The 18,532-nt window shown below is 76.7% G+C and carries 19 protein-coding genes; 4 read left to right on the forward strand and 15 right to left on the reverse strand.

Annotated elements, in window-relative coordinates:
- Positions 1-2 precede the first annotated feature (2 nt).
- The 3 genes from LQ51_RS05575 to LQ51_RS05585 form a co-directional block, all read right to left on the reverse strand.
- Entirely contained in the window at positions 3-701 is a 699-nt protein-coding gene (locus LQ51_RS05575; RefSeq protein WP_197087536.1) for a Pr6Pr family membrane protein, read from the reverse strand.
- 134 nt (positions 702-835) lie between these two features.
- Positions 836-1,585: a hypothetical protein gene (locus LQ51_RS05580; RefSeq protein WP_156312980.1), complete on the reverse strand. Its 750-nt coding sequence runs from the start codon at positions 1,583-1,585 to the stop codon at positions 836-838.
- Between the two features lie 96 nt (positions 1,586-1,681).
- Positions 1,682-2,188 (reverse strand): DinB family protein, encoded by a 507-nt coding sequence (locus LQ51_RS05585; protein WP_046563581.1) that lies wholly within the window; start codon positions 2,186-2,188, stop codon positions 1,682-1,684.
- A 119-nt stretch (positions 2,189-2,307) separates the two neighbouring features.
- Here LQ51_RS05585 and LQ51_RS05590 point away from each other — a divergent pair, with 119 nt between their 5' ends.
- Positions 2,308-3,198, forward strand: coding sequence for a DUF72 domain-containing protein (locus LQ51_RS05590; RefSeq protein WP_046563582.1), 891 nt, complete (start codon positions 2,308-2,310; stop codon positions 3,196-3,198).
- 60 nt (positions 3,199-3,258) lie between these two features.
- Positions 3,259-3,462, forward strand: coding sequence for a hypothetical protein (locus tag LQ51_RS05595; protein ID WP_046563583.1), 204 nt, complete (start codon positions 3,259-3,261; stop codon positions 3,460-3,462).
- Between the two features lie 132 nt (positions 3,463-3,594).
- Here LQ51_RS05595 and LQ51_RS05600 read toward each other — a convergent pair whose 3' ends face one another.
- The 12 genes from LQ51_RS05600 to LQ51_RS05655 all read right to left on the reverse strand — a co-directional run bounded on the left by LQ51_RS05600 (position 3,595) and on the right by LQ51_RS05655 (position 16,099).
- On the reverse strand, positions 3,595-3,987 hold the full coding sequence (locus LQ51_RS05600) for a hypothetical protein (protein ID WP_046563584.1): 393 nt from the start codon (positions 3,985-3,987) through the stop codon (positions 3,595-3,597).
- A 64-nt stretch (positions 3,988-4,051) separates the two neighbouring features.
- Positions 4,052-4,681 carry a hypothetical protein gene (locus LQ51_RS05605; protein ID WP_046563585.1) on the reverse strand — a complete coding sequence of 210 codons (630 nt, stop codon included), beginning with the start codon at positions 4,679-4,681 and terminating at the stop codon, positions 4,052-4,054.
- A gap of 85 nt (positions 4,682-4,766) precedes the next feature.
- Complete coding sequence (locus tag LQ51_RS05610; protein ID WP_046563586.1) at positions 4,767-5,624, reverse strand: alpha/beta hydrolase family protein; 858 nt, start codon at positions 5,622-5,624, stop codon at positions 4,767-4,769.
- 22 nt (positions 5,625-5,646) lie between these two features.
- Positions 5,647-6,660 (reverse strand): glycosyltransferase family 9 protein, encoded by a 1,014-nt coding sequence (locus LQ51_RS05615; RefSeq protein WP_082159284.1) that lies wholly within the window; start codon positions 6,658-6,660, stop codon positions 5,647-5,649.
- Positions 6,657-7,340 carry an SDR family oxidoreductase gene (locus LQ51_RS05620; protein ID WP_046563587.1) on the reverse strand — a complete coding sequence of 228 codons (684 nt, stop codon included), beginning with the start codon at positions 7,338-7,340 and terminating at the stop codon, positions 6,657-6,659. Before LQ51_RS05620 ends, LQ51_RS05615 begins: the two co-directional genes overlap by 4 nt.
- A gap of 8 nt (positions 7,341-7,348) precedes the next feature.
- Positions 7,349-8,755, reverse strand: a complete 1,407-nt coding sequence (locus LQ51_RS05625; protein WP_046563588.1) for a PfkB family carbohydrate kinase — start codon at positions 8,753-8,755, stop codon at positions 7,349-7,351.
- Positions 8,752-9,570, reverse strand: coding sequence for a D-sedoheptulose-7-phosphate isomerase (locus LQ51_RS05630; protein WP_082159285.1), 819 nt, complete (start codon positions 9,568-9,570; stop codon positions 8,752-8,754). The genes LQ51_RS05625 and LQ51_RS05630 overlap by 4 nt, the downstream gene beginning before the upstream one ends.
- Positions 9,570-10,787, reverse strand: a complete 1,218-nt coding sequence (locus LQ51_RS05635; protein ID WP_046563589.1) for a glycosyltransferase — start codon at positions 10,785-10,787, stop codon at positions 9,570-9,572. Before LQ51_RS05635 ends, LQ51_RS05630 begins: the two co-directional genes overlap by 1 nt.
- Entirely contained in the window at positions 10,772-11,755 is a 984-nt protein-coding gene (locus tag LQ51_RS05640; protein ID WP_046563590.1) for a glycosyltransferase, read from the reverse strand. The genes LQ51_RS05635 and LQ51_RS05640 overlap by 16 nt, the downstream gene beginning before the upstream one ends.
- A 50-nt stretch (positions 11,756-11,805) precedes the next feature.
- The gene (locus tag LQ51_RS05645) at positions 11,806-13,410 is read right to left on the reverse strand and encodes an HAD-IIIA family hydrolase (RefSeq protein WP_046563611.1); all 1,605 of its coding nucleotides are present in this window, start codon (positions 13,408-13,410) and stop codon (positions 11,806-11,808) included.
- On the reverse strand, positions 13,410-14,450 hold the full coding sequence (locus LQ51_RS05650; RefSeq protein ID WP_046563591.1) for a glycosyltransferase family 2 protein: 1,041 nt from the start codon (positions 14,448-14,450) through the stop codon (positions 13,410-13,412). The genes LQ51_RS05645 and LQ51_RS05650 overlap by 1 nt, the downstream gene beginning before the upstream one ends.
- Positions 14,447-16,099, reverse strand: a complete 1,653-nt coding sequence (locus LQ51_RS05655; RefSeq protein WP_046563592.1) for a carbamoyltransferase family protein — start codon at positions 16,097-16,099, stop codon at positions 14,447-14,449. Before LQ51_RS05655 ends, LQ51_RS05650 begins: the two co-directional genes overlap by 4 nt.
- A 195-nt stretch (positions 16,100-16,294) precedes the next feature.
- On the opposite strand from LQ51_RS05655, the gene LQ51_RS05660 reads away from it, so the two are divergent.
- Positions 16,295-16,624, forward strand: coding sequence for a cupin domain-containing protein (locus tag LQ51_RS05660; protein ID WP_046563593.1), 330 nt, complete (start codon positions 16,295-16,297; stop codon positions 16,622-16,624).
- A 346-nt stretch (positions 16,625-16,970) separates the two neighbouring features.
- A complete protein-coding gene (locus tag LQ51_RS05665) occupies positions 16,971-17,756 on the forward strand; it encodes a YwiC-like family protein (RefSeq protein WP_046563594.1) in 786 nt (261 codons plus the stop codon).
- Positions 17,757-18,532 lie beyond the last annotated feature (776 nt).

An 18,532-nucleotide genomic window follows, 5' to 3' on the forward strand; every position in this document is an offset into this window, starting at 1 on the left:
CGTCAACCCACCGGGTCGCCGACCCGGTCCGACCCGGCCGGGTCGGTGCCGGCTGTAGCGGCCGGGGTGGGGCGGGAGCCCCGTGCCAGGGCGTGGTCCGCCCCGACGAAAAGAAGGCCGAGCAGCCAGAACGCGAACGCGAAGAAGAGCGCGCTGAGCCCCACGCCGGCGTAGCCGAGCTGCCCGACGTCGAGGAACGGGTACGGGTAGCGGTGCACGAGCAGGCCGCGTACCAGGGCGAACCCGAGGTACGCCACCGGGAACGCCAGCCACCAGGCCGCGTACCGGGGGCGGAGCCGGCCCCGCCGGTCGACCAGGGCCCAGTCGGCGACCGCCAGCAGCGGCACGATCGTGTGCAGGAACTGGTTGCCCCACCACTCGCCCGGGGTCCGGTCCGGCTGGACCATGGCGAACGGGCTGGCCGGATTGGCCAGCACCAGGTGGTACACCGTGCCGGTGATGGTGATGTAGAGGGTGACCGCGCCCTTGAGCGCGGGCGGCGGCTCCGGCCGGCCCCGCCCGGCCCGAACGGCGGCGTATCCGGCGAAGACGCCGACCGCCAGGTTGCTCTGGATGGTGAAGTAGGGCAGCAGGCCGGTCAGCGTGGCCGGACCGAGCGCGGTCAGCACGATGCCGGCCAGCACGCCCAGCAGGACGGCCAGGCGGAGGAGGATCGCCGTCCGGCGACGCCGCGCAGTCATCGGGGCAAGCTATCAACCGCCACCGGCCGCCGCCCGCGGGGCGGAGGACGGCCGGATCAGCGTCGAGCGGACCGACCGTCGCGGGCCCGTCGGCCCGGCGGGTCCGGCGGAGGGTCGCGGTCGGGACGGCCGGGTCAGCGTTGGGGCGGCCCGACCGTGGCGGGGCGGTTCGCCGTCGGCTCGTCCGGCCGCACGGGTGGTGTGGCGGGAACGGCCGGCACGGTCCGGGTGTGCTGCGGGCGGTCGGCCGGCGTCGGCCGCTTCGACGGGTCGCCGGTCGGCGGCCGGTTGACCAGCCGGTCGCAGTAGTCGTCGACCCGGTCCGGTCCACCGGCGGCGGCGACCAGGTCGGCGAAGGGCGCGGTGCCCAGCACCTGCCGCCGGCTCGCGGCCGGCCCGGCCCGGTATGACGTGCAGAGACCGGTCAGCGCGGCGGCCGGGCGGTCGGGGCCGCCGGTCGGGCGGCCGGCCGGGGTGGGGGAGGGGTCCCGGACCGGGGTTGGCGAGTCGGGGCCGCCGGCTCCGCTGACGCGGGGCGCCGCGCTGGGCTCGGCCCGGCCGGGCAGGCCCGGTAGGGTGCCCGTGACGGCAGCCAGCGCCACCCCGCCGCTGCCGGCGGCGAGCAGGGCGGCCAGGGCGAGCCTCGCCCCGAGCAGGCGGGGGCGGCGGCGCGCGGGGCGGGCGGCCGGCGGGACCGCGGTGCCGGCCCGGGCCGCCCGGAACGCCTGGAGGGCGGCCGCCTCGCCGCCGAACTCGTGCGGGTGCGGGGCGGCGCGGACGGCGGCCAGGAGCCGGACCAGCACCTCGGTGCCGTCCTGCGGATCACTGACCGGACCGACGAGCAGTCGCTCGACGGTCTCCTGGTCCATGCGGTGGGCGTTCATCTCGTGTCCCTCAGCGCCGCCGCCGCTGCTGGCGTCACACCGGACCCGCGCCAGGCCCACCCTTCAAACCGGCGTGACCGGTCATCGGCGACCGGGTCAGCCCATCGTCTTCGCCCCGTCGATCGACTCCCGGATGATGTCGGCGTGCCCGGCGTGCTGCGCCGTCTCGGCGATGAGGTGCAGCAGCACCCGGCGCACCGTCCAGCTCGCCCCCGCCTCGAACCAGGGCGCCTGGGGCAGCGGGTGGGCCGCGTCGAGGTCGAGGGTGGCGATCAGCGCGTCGGTCGCCTCGGCCACCCGGTCGAACTCGGCGAGCAGCCCGGCGAGCGTCTCGCCGTCGACCATCCGGAACTGGGCCGCCCAGTCGATCGGCTCGCGCTGCATCGCCTCGGCGCCACCCTCGGCGAAGCGCATCCACCGCTGCTCGGTGCCCGCCACATGCTTGATCAGGCCGCCGAGGCACAGCTCGCTGACCGTGCTCCGGGCCGCCGCCTGCTCGTCGGTCAGCCCGTGCACGGTCTGCCGCAGGAAGCCGCGGTGCCGTCGCAGGGTGGCCAGCAGGTCCGCCCGCTCGCCGGTGAGGACCTGGTTGGAGACGCTCATACCGCCCGCCTTTCCCTCGAGAACCACGGCCACCGTACGGCTGCCCCCCGACATTGCCCGCGCTCCACACCGGACGGCTCCGGTTGCCGATCCCGCCGGATGGCGGTGCACTGAATTACATGGGTGTCATCAAGGTGGGCACGTCCTCCTGGGCCGACCAGATGCTGGTCCGCTCCGGCTGGTATCCGCGCGGCGTCAACAGCCCGGCCGGCCGCCTCGGCTTCTACGCCGAGCGGTTCGGGCTGGTGGAGGTGGACACCAGCTACTACGCGATCCCGACGCCGGAGACCGCCGAGGGCTGGGCCGCGGCCACCCCGGACGGCTTCACCTTCGACGTCAAGGCGTTCCGCCTCTTCACCGGCCACCACACCCCGGTCGCGGCGCTGCCCCGCGAACTGCGACCGGCCGGCGGTGCGAGCCGGATCCGCTGGCGGGACCTGCCCGCCGGGGCGTACGACGAGTTGTGGGACCGGTTCCACGCGGCGCTGGCGCCGCTCGCGGCGGCCGACCGGCTCGGTGCCGTGCTGCTCCAGTTCCCGCCCTGGCTGACCCGCGGTGAGGCCGCCAAGCAGCGGATCCTGGCGGCCGCCCGGCGGTGCCAGCCCTGGCGGGTCGGCGTGGAGCTGCGCCACTCCTCCTGGTTCAGCGACGAGGCGGTGGTCGACACGGTGACCTTCCTGCGCGAGCACGGCCTCGGCTACGTCTGCGTGGACATGCCGCAGGGGCATCCGTCGTCGGTGCCGCCGATCCTCACCGCCACCGCCGACCTCGCGGTGGTCCGGTTCCACGGCCACAGCACCGCCTGGGAGAGCGGCGACAAGCAGGAGAAGTTCCGCTACGCCTACGGCGCGCAGGAGCTGGCCCGCTGGGCGGTGCTGCTGCGCGAACTGGCCGAGCAGTGCGCCGAGCTGCACGTGCTGATGAACAACTGCTGCGACGGTCAGGCCCAACGCGACGCCGCCCGGCTGGCCGGTCTGCTCGGGGTCGGCACGGCCGCCGCGCCGGCCTGAGGTTTCCGTCGACCGGCGCCGGGTACCGGCGGTGCCGAGGACCGACAGCGAGGGGGACACGTGGACGAGCGGCGGGACGACGGCAGCGCCACGGCGCGGGACGACCGGGATCCCCGGGCGACCCGGGAGGCCGAGGAGGCGCACGGCGGCAGCATGGCCCCGGGCCTGGTGGACGACACCGGGCATCCGGTGGCCGAGCCGCCCGTGCCGGAGAACGAGCCGTCGGCGTTGGGCCGGCCGGGAGAGGACGGCACCGGCTCCTGACCGCTGCGGTGGCGGGCGGCCCGGTGGGCCGACCACCGGCCCGCCTGACCGTGGCGGCGGCGGCCCGGCGGGTCGACCGCCGGCCCGCCGGGTCCGGCTGATCGACGCGGCGGCGCCGCCGGGAGCGGGCGCTCAGCCGCGTCGGGTGATGCCCTCCGGATGCATCCCGGTGCTCTCCTCCAGCGAGTTGTCGGCCAGGTCCCCGTCGGCGCTGTCGTCCGGGAAGGACCGCGCCGACGGCGCCGGATCCGGCGGCGCGCCCGGTCCGGCCTCGGTCACCCGGGTCGGCTCGACCGGGCCGAAGCCGTGCCGGCCGGACTTCGGACCGCCCGGCCCGGCGCCGGCCGCCCGGCGCTCACCCCGCCGGCCCTCCGGGACCGCGCTCTCCTCGCTGCCCTCGTCCATCGGGGCGTCCTCGTCGGCACCCCACGGCGGGTCGGCGTCGAACCCGTCCGTGGTGCCCCACGGCGCGGCCGCCCCGGGCCCGCGCTCCGCACCCCTACCCGATCGGTTCGTGCTGCTCATGGCCACCTCACCTGGCTGCGCGGCCGGCGTCCACGCGGGTGGTGGACGCCGGCCGCAGGACGGGTCACTTGCCGGCCATGGCCATCGGTCGCTTGGTCGCGGCCATCCCGGCCATCTTGCCCAGCGCCGCCGGTGCGGTCGCCAGGTTGCCGGCCCGGCCGAGCAGGCCGCGGAACACCTGTCCGGGCTTCTGCTGCTCGCCCATGTACGACGACACCACCACCAGCGCGCCGGTCAGCGCCGGCACGGCCCACTGGAGCAGCTTCATCTGCCGCTGGCAGGAGGCGACGTTGGACGGTGTCTGGTAGTTGGGCTCGGTGGTCCCCTCGACCGACGGGCTGCCCGCCTTCTCCAGCCGCATGCCGAGCAGCCGGCTGTAGCCGGTCACCGCCAGCGCGCCCAGGGTCAGCGCCGTCTTGATCGTGCTCATCTTCGCCACCCCGGCCTGGCTGGCCACCCGTGGGCTCTCGGTCACCAGCTCGCCGACCGCGCCGGCCAGGTGCGCGCCGATCGCCGCCGCGTTGACCGGAGTCCAGCGCGCCCAGCCGGCCGAGGCGACCGGCAGCCGCTGGGTGGAGTCGTTGATTCGCGCCGCTGCGCCGTTGACGCCGAGCGCGCCCATCAGTGAGCCGCCGAACCAGGCCGCCAGACCCAGATCGTGCATCGAGCGCAACGCGGTGTGCCGTTCGGACATCTGATCCCCCTCTGCCGTGTTCGGGCGGTGCCGCTTACCCACCTTCCGGCGGAGTACACGTCCCGCCGGACCGGCGAGGTGGGCCTCAGCGCGGCGGTAGGGCGGCGGCGAACCCGGCGATCCGGGCGGCCAGCGGGGTGCCGGCGCGGACCCAGGTGAAGTGATCCAGCGGCGCGCCGGCCTCGGCCACGGTGTAGCGGTGCCGGGTCACCGGGGCGGCGGCGAGCTTGCCGCAGAGGTGGTCCAGCGTCTCGTGTGGGGTGTACTGGTCGTCGTCCACGCTGACCGCGAGCACCGGGGTGCGGATCGCGCCCACGGCCGCCTCGGCGTCCACGCCGTCCAGCACCGGGAACCGCCCGGTACGCGCCGTGTGCGCCCAGTCCCGGATCACGCCGCGCGCCTGCCGGCCACCGAATCCCCAGCCGGGCCAGACCCCGAGCAGCCGGGCCACCGCCGCGATCCCCTGGGTGTACGGCAGCACTCCCCAGCCGCGCACTCCCGGGTATCCGCGCCACCAGGGGATGCCGACCGCCACCAGGGCCAGCCCGTCCACCCGGTCGGCGTCGTGCAGGGCCTGGTGCAGCACCGCGACCTGGCCGCCGAGGGAGTGCCCGAGCAGCAGCCGGGTCCGGCCGTCCAGCCGTGGCTTGAGCGCGTCGAGCACCGCGCCCACGTCGGCGGCCAGCTCGGCGTAGCCGTACCGGCAGCTGCGGGCGGGCGTCGGGGTGCTCTCGCCGGTGCCGCGCAGGTCCACCACGATCACGGCGAGGCCGGCGTCGCGCAGCGCCGCGGCGAACGGCCGGTAGTAGCGGGCCCGTACCCCCATGGCCGGCCAGATCACCACCACCGGTGCCCCGGGTGGCCCGGCCGGCTCCGGGTAGACCTGGACGCCGAGCCGCGCCCCGTCGACGTCGACGAACTCCTGCGTGTAGTCCCCGTTCACCGGCTCAGCCTACGACGGCAAGCTACCGACGGGTAGCAACGGGTCGGTCAGCCGCGGTCGGTTGCCGGGTCGGGCCGTCCGCCGCCGACCGGGGGCGGGGGAGCCGGGCCGGTGCGGCGGCCTCCACCCGGGCCACCGCGGCCAGCACGGCCGGCACGTCCAGCTCGGCCAGCGCCGGGTGCACCGCCGTGGCCCCGGTCGCGGGCGGCCGGGGCCCCACCCAGAGCGCCTGGTGCCAGGGCCGGTCCGGCGGCGGCCCCCAGTGCGCCGGCGGTACCGGCCCGAAGAGCAGCACCGACGGCGTCGCGTACGCGGTGGCCAGGTGTCCGATCCCGGTGTCACCGCTGAGCACCAGCCGGGCGTGGGCGACCAGGGCGGCCAGCTCGCCGAGGTCGGTCGCCCCGGCCAGCACCGCCTCGGCCGGCAGCCCGGCGCGGCGGGCCACCTCCTCGGCGAGCGGCCGCTCGCCCGGGTTGCCGGTCACCACCACCCGGTGGCCCCGCCCGGTCAGCGCCCGGGCCACCGCCGCGAACCGCTGCGGGGGCCAGCGCCGCTGGGCCGCCTTCGCCCCCGGATGCACGATGCTCACCCCGACCGGCAGTCCGCCCGGGGCGGGGCGGCGCAGCGCCAGGTCGGTGCGGTCCGCCGGGATGCCGTACCAGGCCAGCAGCCGGCACCAGCGGTCCACCTCGTGCTCGTCGGCCCGCCACGGCGGACCGTCGCGGTGCCCGGCCTCGACGTTGGCGAACCCGAACAGCCGGCGCGGCCGGACCCCGGCCAGCATCCGGTGCGACTGCGGGCCCCGGCCGTGCAGGTTGACCGCCAGCGCGGGCGGCGGGCCGGGCCAGGCCAGCCGGCCCAGCCCGTCCGCCTCGACCAGCCGGTCCACCCCGCCGACCAGCGCCACCAGCGGGGCCAGCCAGCGCGGCGCGGCCAGCGCCAGCTCCCCACCGGGGTACGCGGCGCGCAGCGCCCGCAGCGCCGGCACCCCGGTGGCGAGGTCGCCGACGCCGAGCGCCCTGAGCACCAGGATCACGGGTACGACGACTCCTGCTCGGCGCAGACCACCAGCTCCCGCACGGCGCAGCCGGGCGGCTGGGTGAGGGCGAACAGGACCGCCTCGGCGGTGTCGGCCGGGTCGTTCAGGATCGCGTCCGGGCCCGGCTTGTACCGGTCGTCCCGGTCGTCGAAGAACGCGGTCCGCATCCCGCCGGGGATCAGCAGCGTCACGCCGACCGCGCCGGCCAGCTCGGCGGCGAGCGCCCGGGTGAAGCCGACCACCCCGAACTTCGCCGCGCAGTAGGCGGTGGCGTCGCTGACCGCCTTGACGCCGAGGGTGGAGGCCACCGTCACCACGGTGCCGTGCGAACGTTCCAGGTGCGGCACGGCCGCCCGGACCACCGCGGCGGTGCCGAGCAGGTTGATCGCCACGATCCGGTCCCAGGTCGCGCCGTCGACGTCGGCGAGCCGGCCCGGCACGTCCATCCCGGCGGCGGTCACCACGCCGTCCAGCCCGCCGGCCTGCTCGGCGAGCTGCCGGGTGGCCGCCTCGGCGGCCCGGGCGTCGGCCAGGTCACACTCGACCCAGGGCACCCCGTCGGCCGGCGCCCGGCGGTCCAGCACGTACGGCCGGCCACCGGCCTTGGCCACCGCGGTCACCACCGCCGCGCCGAGGCCGCTCGCCCCGCCGGTCACCAGGATCGCCCGACCATCCATATTCCGACTCATACCGCTCCCTTGACGAGGTGAAGGCCGCGCGTGCGCGCGGCCGAGATGGTGCCGGTGGTGGACCGGCCGGCCAGGTAGGGCACGGTCACGACCCGCCCGCCCCAGCGGTGGACCAGGTCCGCCTCGGGCAGGTCGGCGCCGTCGCCGTAGTCGCCGCCCTTGACCCAGACGTCGGGTCGCAGCCGGGCCAGCACCTGGTGCGGGGTGGCCTCGTCGAAGACCACCACCGCGTCGACGCAGTCCAGCGCGGCCAGCAGGCGGGCCCGGTCCGCCTCCGGGTTCACCGGGCGCTCCGGCCCCTTGAGCCCGCGTACGCTGCGGTCGGAGTTGAGGCAGACCACCAGGCAGTCCCCGAGGCGACGGGCCGCCTGGAGGGTGGCGAGGTGCCCGGCGTGCAGGATGTCGAAGCAGCCACCGGTGGCGACCACCGTGCCGCCGTCGGCGCGCACCCGGGCCACGAGTTCCTCGACGGTGCGTGCGGCGGCCAGCGGGGGCGGCTGCTGCACCTCGCCGCGCAGCCCGGCCGCCCCGCCTGCGGCCACGTACGCCGACGCGGCGGCCACCGCCTCCTGGGTCGCCTCGGCGACCGACGCGCCGCCGCCCAGCGCGAGCGCGGCCGTGGCGGCGAACCGGTCCCCGGCGCCGCAGGTGTCCTCGACCCGGTCCGGGCCGGCCGGCGGCGGCACCACCAGCGGGGTGGCACCCGCGTGGCAGAGCACCGCGCCGTCGGCGCCCACGGTCACCGCCACCGCGCCGGCCCGCCAGCGGCGGCGTAGCTCGTGCCCGGCCCGGGTGGCGGTGGAGAGCGCGCTGCCCGCGCCCGCGTCGCCGGTGAGCTGGCGCAGCTCGCCGAGGTTGGGGGTGGTCAGCCGGACCCCGGGCACCGCGGCGGGGCCGCGCGGGTGCGGATCCCAGACCACCGGCGCGGCCGCCCGGGCGAGCGCCGCCCGCAGCGCCGGCTGGCGGACCAGCCCCCGGCCGTAGTCGCTGACCAGGATGGCTCCGGCCCGGGACAGCAGCTCCAGCACGGCCTCCGGCGGCTCGCCCGGCGGCTGTGGCTCGCCGCCCCGGTCCAGCCGCAGCAGCGTCTGCCCGGCGGCCCGCAGCCGGATCTTCTCGGCCGTCGCGCCGGGCAGGCGCAGCGGGTAGACCTCCACCCCGGCCCCGGCGAGCAGCTCGGCCAGCCGGGCCCCGCCGGCGTCGTCGGCGAGCGCGGTGACCAGCGCGACCTCGCGGTCCGGGGCGGCGGCGAGCAGCGCGGCGAGCCCGGCGCCGCCCGGCCGGTCGGTGGCCGAGCGCTCGTCCAGCACCGGTACGGGCGCGTCCGGCGCGACCCGGCCGACCACGCCGGTGACGTCCCGGTCCAGCAGGGCGTCGCCGACCACCACGAGCGGCCCGTTCACGGCTGCACCCGCCCCGCGCCGGCGATCCCGTGCCCGCTGGCCCCGTGCCCGTTGGTGCCGTGCCCGTTGGCCCCGTGCCCGTTGCTGCCGTGCCCGTTGGCCCCGTGCCCGTTGGTGCCGTGCCCGTTGTGGTCGGGGGACCGGTGGCCGGTGGCGCCGCGGTCGTCGGCGGCCGGGGCGGGGAGCCAGCGGGCGGGCGCGGCCGACCGGGGCGTCGGCAGCGACGCGGTCGGCAGCTGCCGGATCAACGGCAGCGCCTGGTCGACGTACTCGCAGAGCAGGTGGGTGGAGACCAGGTGCAGTTCCTGCACCACCTGGCTGTCCGGCGACGGCACCGCGAGCACGTCGTGGCAGGCCTCGGCGAGGGGGTTGGGGGCGGGTCCGGTGAAGGCCCAGCAGCGCAGGCCGGTTTCCTGGCCGGCGTGGGCGGCGGTGAGCAGGTTGGCGCTGGTGCCGCTGGTGGACATGAGCAGCAGGATGTCGTCGGGTCGGCCGTGGGCGCGGACCTGGCGGGCGAAGACCTCGTGGTAGCCGTAGTCGTTGCCGATGGCGGTGAGGGCGGAGGTTTCGGCGTGCAGGGCGATGGCGGACAGGGGTTCGCGGTCGTCGCGGAGCTTGCCGACGAGTTCGGCGGTGAGGTGTTGGGCCTCGGCGGCGCTGCCGCCGTTGCCGGCCACCAGCAGCCGCCCGCCGCGCGCCAGCGTCCAGGCCAGCTCGGTGCCCCAGTCCGCCAGCCGGGCCGCCTCCCGCCGGTACGGCAGCAGCGTCGCGGCCAGCCCGGACAGGTGGGCGTCGAGGGTGTCGTGCGGGGTCATCAGGCCACCGCCGGGGTGGGCCGGGCCACCGTCGCCAGCGAGGCGTAGACCGCCCCGAGCTGCTCGGCGCAGCGCTTCCAGGAGTACCGGCTGCGGATCCGGTCCAGCGCCGCCGTGGCGTACGCGAAGCGGCGGACCTGGTCGGCGAGGAGCCGGCGGACCGCGGTGCCCAGCGCCCGCGGGTCGCGCGGCGGGACCAGGTCGCCGGTGAGACCGTCGACCACGGTGTCGGCGATCCCACCGACGTTCGTGCCGACCACCGGCACCCCGCAGGCCATGCCCTCCAGCGGCGTGAGGCCGAACGGCTCGTACCAGGGGGCGGCGACCAGCACGTCCGCCGAGCGGTACCAGGCGCCCATCTCCTCCCGGGCCACCCCACCGACCAGCCGCACCCGGTCGGCGACCCCGCACGACTCGGCCAGCGCGGTGAGCCGCCGGGCGAACGAGTCGGCGGGCAGCAGCCCGGCCGGCGGACCACCGACCACCACGCACTCGGCGTCCGGCACCGCCGGCAGCGCCCGGACCACGTCCAGGAAGCCCTTGCGCTCCACCATCCGGCCCACGGTGAGGATCCGTGGCCGGGCCGGGTCGCGCGCCGCCACCGGCCCGTCGGGGCGGAACACGGCCTGGTTCACGCCGGAGGGGACCAGCGCCATCCGGGACCGGGGTACGCCCATCCGGACCAGCTCGCGGACCTCGTCCTCGCACTGCACGATGACCCGGTCCACGGCCCGGCCGAGCGCCCGCTCGTAGCCGATCCGCCCCGGTGGGCTGGTGTCCCGGCTGCCCTGGTGGCGTCGCTTCACGGTGCCGAGAGCGTGGTACGTCAGCACCGTCGGCACCCCGGTCCGGCGGCCGGCGTGCACGGTGGCGAGCCCACTCATCCAGAAGTGCGCGTGCGCCACGTCCGGGGTCCAGTCGCCGCGCCGCCAGGTGTCGGCCAGCCAGCTGCCGAACTCGCCCATGTACGGCAGCAGCTCGTCCTTCGGCACCCGCTGCGCCGGCCCGGCGGGCACGTGACAGACCTGGTACCCGTCCGGGGTGGACACCGACCCGGGCAGGGTGGTGGAGTCGCGGCGGGTGTAGACCCGCACGTCGTGCCCCGCGCCGACCAGCGCCGCCGCGAGTTCCGCCACGTGGGTGTTCTGGCCGCCGGCGTCCTCCTCGCCGAGGACGGCGAGTGGGCTGGCGTGCTCCGAGATCATCGCGATGCGCATGTTTCCCCCTCCATGAGTCGGTCCCAGTCGGCCAGGAACCGGTCGAGCCCGTACCGTTCCTTCGCCACCTCGCGCGCCCGCGCCCCCAGGCGGTACGCGGCGTCCCGGTCCGCGGCGAGCCAGTGGGCCGCCTCGACCAGCGTGTCCATCCGGGTGGAGAGCACCCCCGCGCCGGGCGGCACGGCCTCCACGGCCTCGGTGGTGGCCAGCGCGATCACCGGCATGCCCATGGTCATCGCTTCGATCAGGCTCAGCCCGAGCGAGGTCCACCGGCACAGGTGCAGGTAGGCGCGCCGGCGGGCCACCTCGGCGTGCATCCGGTCCTGCGGCAGGTCCTCGTGCCCGGTCACCGGTACGCCGGGCGCGCCGGCCGTGGCGAGCGCCTCGGGCAGCCCGGCCACCCCCATGCCGAAGACGTCCAGCGGGGCCACCGCGGCGAAGCGCGGCATCAGGTCGGTGCCGGTGACCCGCCAGCGCCGGACCGGCTCGTTGGTGACCACCGCGAGCCGGTCCAGCTCGCCGCTCCACTCCACCTTCGGCGCCACCACGCCGTGTTCGATCACGGCGGTGCGGGTGCCGCCGTTGTCCCAGAACAGTTCGTTGAACGCGGTGACGTGGGTGAGCAGCAGGTCGTCGCGGTCGGCCATCGGGTGCCGGGTGTTCGGCACGTCGCCCTTGGGGGTGTTGTGCTCGACGTAGATCGCCGGCAGGTCCCGGCCGGGACGGCGGCCCAGCCACCGCTGCGCCAGCTCCAGCTCCTCGGGCCGTTGCAGGATCACCAGGTCCACCTCGGCCGCCCGCAACTCCTCCGGCGTCACCTCGACGGCGCTGTCCGGCCAGTGGTACGTCCGCGCCCGGCCCCGCCCGTACGGGCCGCGGTCGGGCGTGACCGGCACCAGGTAGCGGTGTCTCCCGTGCACGAACGACGTCGTCCAGGAGCCGTGCACGTGCCACAGCAGAACGTTCATGTCTCTCCTCGTCGGCGCGGGTGCGGGGGAAGGGCGGGGTGCGGCCGGGGTCAGCCGGGGGCGAGCAGCCGGACCGCCGCGACCACCGCGGCCGGGTCCACTCCGCTCAGGCAGGGGTGCCCGGCGACCGGGCAGACGGCCGCCCGGGTGTCCCGGCAGGGGGCCCCGGCGTCGCCGAGCCGCACGGTCGGCACCCGGTACGGCCCCCACTGTCCGAACGGGACGGTCGGGGCGAAGAGGCTGACCACCGGGGTGCCGACGGCGGCCGCCAGGTGCGCCGGGCCGGTGTTGCCGACCACCAGGCAGCGGGCGCCGGCGACGATCCGGGCCAGCCCGGCCAGGTCGGTCGTCCCGCCCAGGTCGGTGCCGCCGGCGGCGGCCACCCGGGCGGTCAGCTCCCGCTCGTCGGGACCGCCGGTGACCAGGACCCGGTGCCCGTCGGCGGCCAGCGCCGCCACGACCTGCGCGCACCGCTCGGGCGGGCAGGACCGGGCCGGCACGGACGAGCCGGGGTGCACCACCACGTAGTCGCCGGCGGGCAGCTCCGGGGCCGGTCCGGTGCAATCGGCGCGGATCCGCAGGCCCGGTTCGTCGCCGGCGGGCAGCGCGAAGCCGGCCGCCGCGGCGAGGGACAGGGCCCGTTCGGGTTCGGGCACTCCGGCCGGTACCCGGTGGCGCACGTCGAGCAGGGAGCCCGGGTAGTCGTCGCTGATCGCGCTGATCAGGGGCACCCCGGCCAGGCGCAGCAGCAGGGCGAGGGGTAGCGGCGATTGGTGGAAGGAGGTGAAGACGACCGCCTCGTCGGCGCCGACGGCGGCGAGCCGCCCGGTGAGGGCCCGGATGTCCGCCGGGTCGACCGGCTCGGGTGCCCCGTCGATCCAGGGCAGCCGCCACTCGATCAGCTCGTCCACGCCGGGCAGCAGCTCGGCCGCCGCCCGCCCGGTCGGCCCGCAGAGCAGCACGACCCGCTGGGCGCCGGCGGCGACGGCCCGGATACCGGGGCCGGTGACCAGCACGTCACCGGCGGAGTCGCTGCGTACCACGAGGACCGTGCCGGCCCGGCCGGTGCGCGGCGCGACCGGCCGCACCGCGCGCATCCGGCGCAGGATCTCGTCCACCGCGGCGGGCAGGTCCCGGGCCACGGTCGGCGCCGCGGCGACCTCCTCGGGCCGGGTCACCGGGGTGGGCACCAGCACGCCGGTGGCCCCGGCGGCCAGCGCGGCCGTCATGTCCCGCCCGATGTCGCCGACCAGCACGCAGCGCCGGGGCGCGGTGCCGACCGTCCGGGCGGCCTCGTGCACCAGGCCCGGCGCCGGCTTGCGGCAGGAGCAGCCGTCGGTGTCGTCGTGCGGGCAGATCGCCCAGTGGTCGAAGGGGCCGAGCAGCTCCTCGATCCGGGCGTGCACCGCCCGCATCTGCGCCTCGGTGAAGTAGCCCCGGGCCAGCCCGGACTGGTTGGTCACCACGGCCAGCCGCAGCCCGGCGGCACGGAGCCGGTCCAGCGCCTCCCGCGCGCCGGGCACCGGGCGGACCTTCTCCGGGTCGCCGTTGTAGGGCACGTCCTCGACCAGCGTGCCGTCCCGGTCCAGCAGCACCGCGTCGTACAGGGCGGAAGCCGGTTCAGGGCGGGCACCCTCGGCGGCGGACGGCACCATCACCGTCCGGCCCCCGGCCGGCCCGCGTTGACCAGCGTCCCGGCGGGCACCGCCCGCGCCCGCCACCAGCCGCGTACCCAGTGGCCGACGGCCAGCGGCGGGATGAGCGCGCTGGTCACCAGCATGGTGGTGACCTCGTCGGTGGTGCGCGGGCCGGGCGCGATCCGGTCCCGGGCGAATCCGGCGGTGCCGGCCGCCCAGCCCAGCGCCGCCAGGCCGGACAGCACGCCGAGGACCCGTCGCCGGTCGCCGGCCGGGCCGCGCACCCCGCCCGCGGCCAGCGCCACCGCACCCGCGGCGGTGACGGCGACGTGCCGGGGGCGGCGGCCGGGCGGCAGCCCGAGGTCGGTACGCCAGGTGCGGCCGTACAGCCGGCGCAGCAGCGCGTCGTCGGCGTTGCCGCGCTGGGTGCGCAGGCTGACCCAGCGGCTCTCCGGGCGTACCGGATGGGTCACCCGCCGCCGACCGCGGAGCAGGACCCAACCGGCCCGACGGATCCGGTGGGCCAGCTCGGCGTCCTCCCGGTAGGCCCGCGGGAACCGCTCGTCGAACCCGCCGACGGCCGCCAGCACCGCCCGGCGGTACGCCATGTCGGCGGTGATCCACCGGCCTTCGGCCAGCCCGGCGGTGCCGCGTTCCCAGTCGGTGGGGCGGCGGTCGGCGGGCAGCGGTACCTCGACCACGCCCTGCACGCCGCCGACCCGGCCGGTGACCGCCAGGTCGGCGCGGAGCCGCCGGGCCCAGTCGGGCGACGGCACCACGTCGTCGTCGAGGAAGACCACCCACTCGCCGTGCGCGGCCCGCCAGCCGAGGTTGCGCGCCGCCGCCGGGCCCGCGCCGCGCCCGGTCAGCACCTTCGTGTACGCGGCCAGCACCCCCGGCACGGCCAGTTCCCCGGTGTCGTCTTCCCCGGTGTCGTCGCGCCGGTCGTCGACTAGCAGCAGCTCCACCTCGGGCAGCTCGCCGAGCTGGTCGGCGAGCGCGTCCAGCAGCACCGTCAGGCTGGACCGGCCGAGGGTCGGCACGACCAGGCTGATCACCGGCCACCGCCCAGCGCGCGGCGGTGCACCGCGAACGGGCCGAGCGCGAGCAGGTCCACCGGCGCCGAGCCGAACAGCTCCATCGCCTCCCTGGGCGTGTCCACCATGGGCCGTCCGGCCGTGTTCAGCGACGTGTTCACCACCACCGGCAGCCCGGTGAGCCGGTCGAACTCGGCCAGCAGTTCGGCCAGCACCGGCTCGGTCTCCGGGTGCACGGTCTGCACCCGGGCGGTGCCGTCGACGTGGGTGACGGCCGGGATCCGGTCCCGCCACGCCGGCTTCACCCGGTGCACGAAGAGCATGTACGGGCTGGGGTAGACGCCCTCGAAGATCTCCGCGAAGCGTTCCGCGCGGACCATCGGCGCGATCGGGCGGAACTGTTCGCGGCCTTTCACGTCGTTCATCCGCCGGGTGGTGTCCGGGTCGCCCGGGTGGGCCAGGAGCGACCGGTGGCCCAGCGCCCTCGGGCCGTACTCGCTGCGCCCCTGGTACCAGGCGACGATGCCGTTGTCGGCGAGCACCCGGGCCGCCTCGCCGGCGATCGACGCCGGCCGGGTGTACGGCAGCGCCGCCCGGCGCAGCTCCGCCTCCAGTTCCTCGTCGGTCCAGCCCCGACCGAGGTCCACCCCGGTGATCGGCGCGGATCGGTCGCCCAGCTCGCCGGCCACGTGCAGGGCGGCGCCCAGCGCGGTGCCCGCGTCGCCGGCCGCCGGCTGCACCCAGACGTCCCGGTAGGGCCCTTCGGCCGCGATCCGGGCGTTGGCTACGCAGTTCAACGCCACCCCGCCGGCCATGGCGAGGGTGGTGGCGCCGCCGGAGGCGTCGTACAGCCAGCGGGACAGGTCGAGGATGACCTCCTCCAGCCGGCCCTGCACGCTGGCGGCCAGGTCGGCGTGGTCGTCGGTCATCTCGCCGTCGGCGGTGCGCGCCTTGGCCATGCTCGCCCAGTCGATCCGCTCGACGTGGAAGCCGCCGTCGTCGGTGACCCGGACCAGCTCGCGCAGCATGCCGAGGTGCCGCGGCCGGCCGTAGGAGGCCAACGCCATCACCTTGTACTCGTCGCTGGAGTGCAGGAAGCCGAGGTGCCGGGTCAGGTCCTCGTAGAGCAGGCCGAGGGAGTGCGGCAGCCGCTGGGACCGCAGCGCCGACAACTGCCCGTCCCGGTAGACGCCGGCCAGGTGGCTGGCCACCTCGCCGCGCCCGTCCAGCACCAGCACCGCGGTGTCGTCGCCGGCGGGTGGGGCGGCCAGCCCGGCGGAGGCGGCGTGCGCCACGTGGTGCGGCACGAAGCGCACCTTCTCCGGGTCGAGGCCGGGCAGCGCGGCGGCGAGGAACTGCGGAGCCCGCTGGGCGTAGTCGACGCGCAGCCAGTCCCACGGATCGTTGAGTCCCAGCTCAGCGGTGTCCTGGCACAGGCCGGGGTCGAACGAGTAGGCGACGGCGTCGAGGCTGCCGACGTCGATTCCCGCGGCGGCCAGGCACCAGGCGGCAGACAATTCGGGCAGCTCCCAGGCGGAGAAGGGCAGCGGGCGCTTGCCGTGCTTACGGCGGCTGAACCGCTCCTCTTCGGCGGCGGCCACCACCCGGCCGTCGACCACCAGGGCGGCCGCCGGGTCGTGGAAGATCGCGTTGATGCCAAGGACGCGCATGAGCAGTCCCTACCCTCGCGTCCGCTTCCTAACCTGTAGATCATCGACTTCTCCAGGGCGGCAACGTCTCGTGTGGAGATTCGAAAGAGGGACCAAAGTCCCTGGTTGCCGCGGAGAAAGCTGACCAAGCTGGGCAAAGAGGCACCATAAACTCCTGTTAATGGTTGCCGGCCCGCGCAGACCTGGAGGTGTTCCGTGTCCCCGTCGTCGCTCTCCGTGCTTGCCGACGAGCAACTCGCCCTGGCCCGCGCCACCGACAGCGGGCGCAGCGCGCGGACCGTCTACGGCGGTCCCGCCACGGCGCTGCGGCAGACGCTGATCGCTCTTGTCGCCGGGCGCGCGTTGCAGGAGCACGCCAGCCCGGGCGAGGCGACCCTGCAGGTGCTGCGTGGCCGGGTCCGGCTGGTCGCCCAGGACGAGTCGTGGCCCGGCGCGGCGGGAGACCTGCTGGTGATCCCGGACGCCCGGCACGCGCTGCACGCCGACGAGGACGCGGTGGCGCTGCTCACGGTCGTCCGCCGATGACCGCCCCCGCCCCCTCCAGCCCCAGCCCCAGCACCACCGCCCCCACCGCCCCCACCGGCCCGGCCGCCCCCGCCGTCCCGAAGCCCCCGCCGTCCCGGCCGCCCTCGCCGTCCCGGCCAGCCCCACCGCTCCCGCCAGCCCGGCCGCCCCCGCCCCGTCCAGCCCCAGCCCGGCCGCCCCCGCCGCTCCGGCCGCCCCCACCGTCCCGGCCGCCCTCGGTTCCGCTCCTGCCTCGGCTGTCCCCAGTGCCGCCCGCCAGGCCGCCCCGGCTGTCGCGTCGCGGGCCAGCCGCTCCGACCGGGCCGCCTTGGTTGCCGGGCCTGCCGGCCGCTCCGACCGGGCCGCCTTGGTTGCCGGGCCGCGTGCCGCCCGCCCCGCCCGCCCGGCCCGTGCTGTCCGCTCCGCCGGCGGGCGGCGTCACCGCTGGCTGCCGCCACAGCACGGCGCCTGGGCCATGCTGCTGCTCCCGTACGCCGCGGCGGTCGGCGTGACCGGGCTGCGCTGGCCGCACCTGCCGCTGCTCGGCGCCTGGCTGGCCGGCTACCTCTTCTCCTACTACGCCCTGCTCGCCGTGAAGACGGCACGCCCCGCCCGTGTCCGCACCCAGCTGCTGGTCTACGGCGCGGCCACCGCGCTGCTGGGCCTGCCGGTGCTGCTCGCCCGGCCGATCGTGCTCGGTTATGCCCCGCTCTTCGCCACGCTGGTCGCCGTCAACGCCGGGTACGCCCGGCGCCGCCGCGAACGGGCGCTGCTCAACGACCTCGCCTCGGTGGCGCAGAGCGTGCTGGTGGTTTTCGTGGTGGCGACGGTCGCCGAGGTTTCCGTGTCCGCGGTCGCCGGGGTGGCGGCGGCGGTCGGCGCGTACCTGGTCGGCACGGTGCTCTACGTGAAGACGATGATTCGGGAGCGGGAGAGCCTCGGATACCGGTGGGCCTCCGGGGCGTACCACCTGGCGGCGCTGGTGGCGGCGGTGGCTGCCGGCTGGGGGCCGGCGGTGGTGGCGGTCTTCGCGGCGCTGTTCCTCCGCGCGGCGCTGCTGCCCGGCCGACGGCTGGCCCCGGTCCGGGTCGGGATGATCGAGCTGGTCGGCGCGGTGCTGGTGCTCGCCGCCGTGATCGCCCGCTGGACCTGACCCTGATCGCCTACGGCCGCTGACCCGCCCCGCCTTTCGCCAGCCCGCCTTTCGCCAGCCCGCCTTTCGACAGGGCCGGGTTGCCCGCTGCGGCGCAGGCCAACTGGATCGGGGCAGCCCTGCGCGGTGGCCGGCGCGCTGGACCGGGCTGTGCCACGGTGGTCAGCGCGCCGGGCAAGCCGGCTGTGCCCCGGTGGCCGGCGCGGCGGCCCGGGCCGTGCCACGGTGGCCGCTGCGGCGGGCCGGGCGCGCTACGGTGCCCGGCTCGAGGGCGCAGTGGTCGGCGTGAGGAGGCGCTGGTCGTGTGCCACGTCCAGCGGCAGGTAAGCGGACGGCACTGCGGTAACTGAGGGTGATCCAGGGCTCAGGACAAGCCCCATTACTGTGAGTCATGGCTGCCGTGCCGGTGCTTGAGTGGCATTTAAGTAGAGCAACGCGCTGACCAGCACTAACGAACGAGGCTCTCACGGCAGCTGCCACCCCCCACGGAGCCTTTGCTCTGCAGCCCCATACGCAGCAGCAACGCTCTGTTGACTGATGCGGATATGGCTGCAGAGCAAAGGCAATTCGGAGGGAGGGCGGCGGGGTTGGGCATCGCTACTCTCCGTTATTGCGATCGAGGGTGGGCCACATTCCTGGGGTCAGGCAAGGGCGGGAGCGGCGGCCGGCGGTGGCCGGCGGGTGGCGGGGTGGCCGGAAGTGGCGGGCGGCCGGAGGGTGGCGGGCGGCCGGAGGGTGGCGGGGCGGGTGGTGCGTGGCGGGTGGCGGGTGGCGGG

The sequence above is a fragment of the Micromonospora sp. HK10 genome, from assembly GCF_000982955.1.
Classification (GTDB): domain Bacteria; phylum Actinomycetota; class Actinomycetes; order Mycobacteriales; family Micromonosporaceae; genus Micromonospora.

Coding starts and splice junctions, on each gene's coding strand:
- LQ51_RS05630 (WP_082159285.1), bottom strand. CDS start 9,570: ATGACCCCGCACGACACCCTCGACGCCCACCTGTCCGGGCTGGCCGCG.
- LQ51_RS05590 (WP_046563582.1), top strand. CDS start 2,308: ATGGGTGTCATCAAGGTGGGCACGTCCTCCTGGGCCGACCAGATGCTG.
- LQ51_RS05645 (WP_046563611.1), bottom strand. CDS start 13,410: ATGGTGCCGTCCGCCGCCGAGGGTGCCCGCCCTGAACCGGCTTCCGCC.
- LQ51_RS05655 (WP_046563592.1), bottom strand. CDS start 16,099: ATGCGCGTCCTTGGCATCAACGCGATCTTCCACGACCCGGCGGCCGCC.
- LQ51_RS05585 (WP_046563581.1), bottom strand. CDS start 2,188: ATGAGCGTCTCCAACCAGGTCCTCACCGGCGAGCGGGCGGACCTGCTG.
- LQ51_RS05575 (WP_197087536.1), bottom strand. CDS start 701: ATGACTGCGCGGCGTCGCCGGACGGCGATCCTCCTCCGCCTGGCCGTC.
- LQ51_RS05580 (WP_156312980.1), bottom strand. CDS start 1,585: ATGAACGCCCACCGCATGGACCAGGAGACCGTCGAGCGACTGCTCGTC.
- LQ51_RS05635 (WP_046563589.1), bottom strand. CDS start 10,787: ATGCGCATCGCGATGATCTCGGAGCACGCCAGCCCACTCGCCGTCCTC.
- LQ51_RS05605 (WP_046563585.1), bottom strand. CDS start 4,681: ATGTCCGAACGGCACACCGCGTTGCGCTCGATGCACGATCTGGGTCTG.
- LQ51_RS05600 (WP_046563584.1), bottom strand. CDS start 3,987: ATGAGCAGCACGAACCGATCGGGTAGGGGTGCGGAGCGCGGGCCCGGG.
- LQ51_RS05620 (WP_046563587.1), bottom strand. CDS start 7,340: ATGGATGGTCGGGCGATCCTGGTGACCGGCGGGGCGAGCGGCCTCGGC.
- LQ51_RS05640 (WP_046563590.1), bottom strand. CDS start 11,755: ATGAACGTTCTGCTGTGGCACGTGCACGGCTCCTGGACGACGTCGTTC.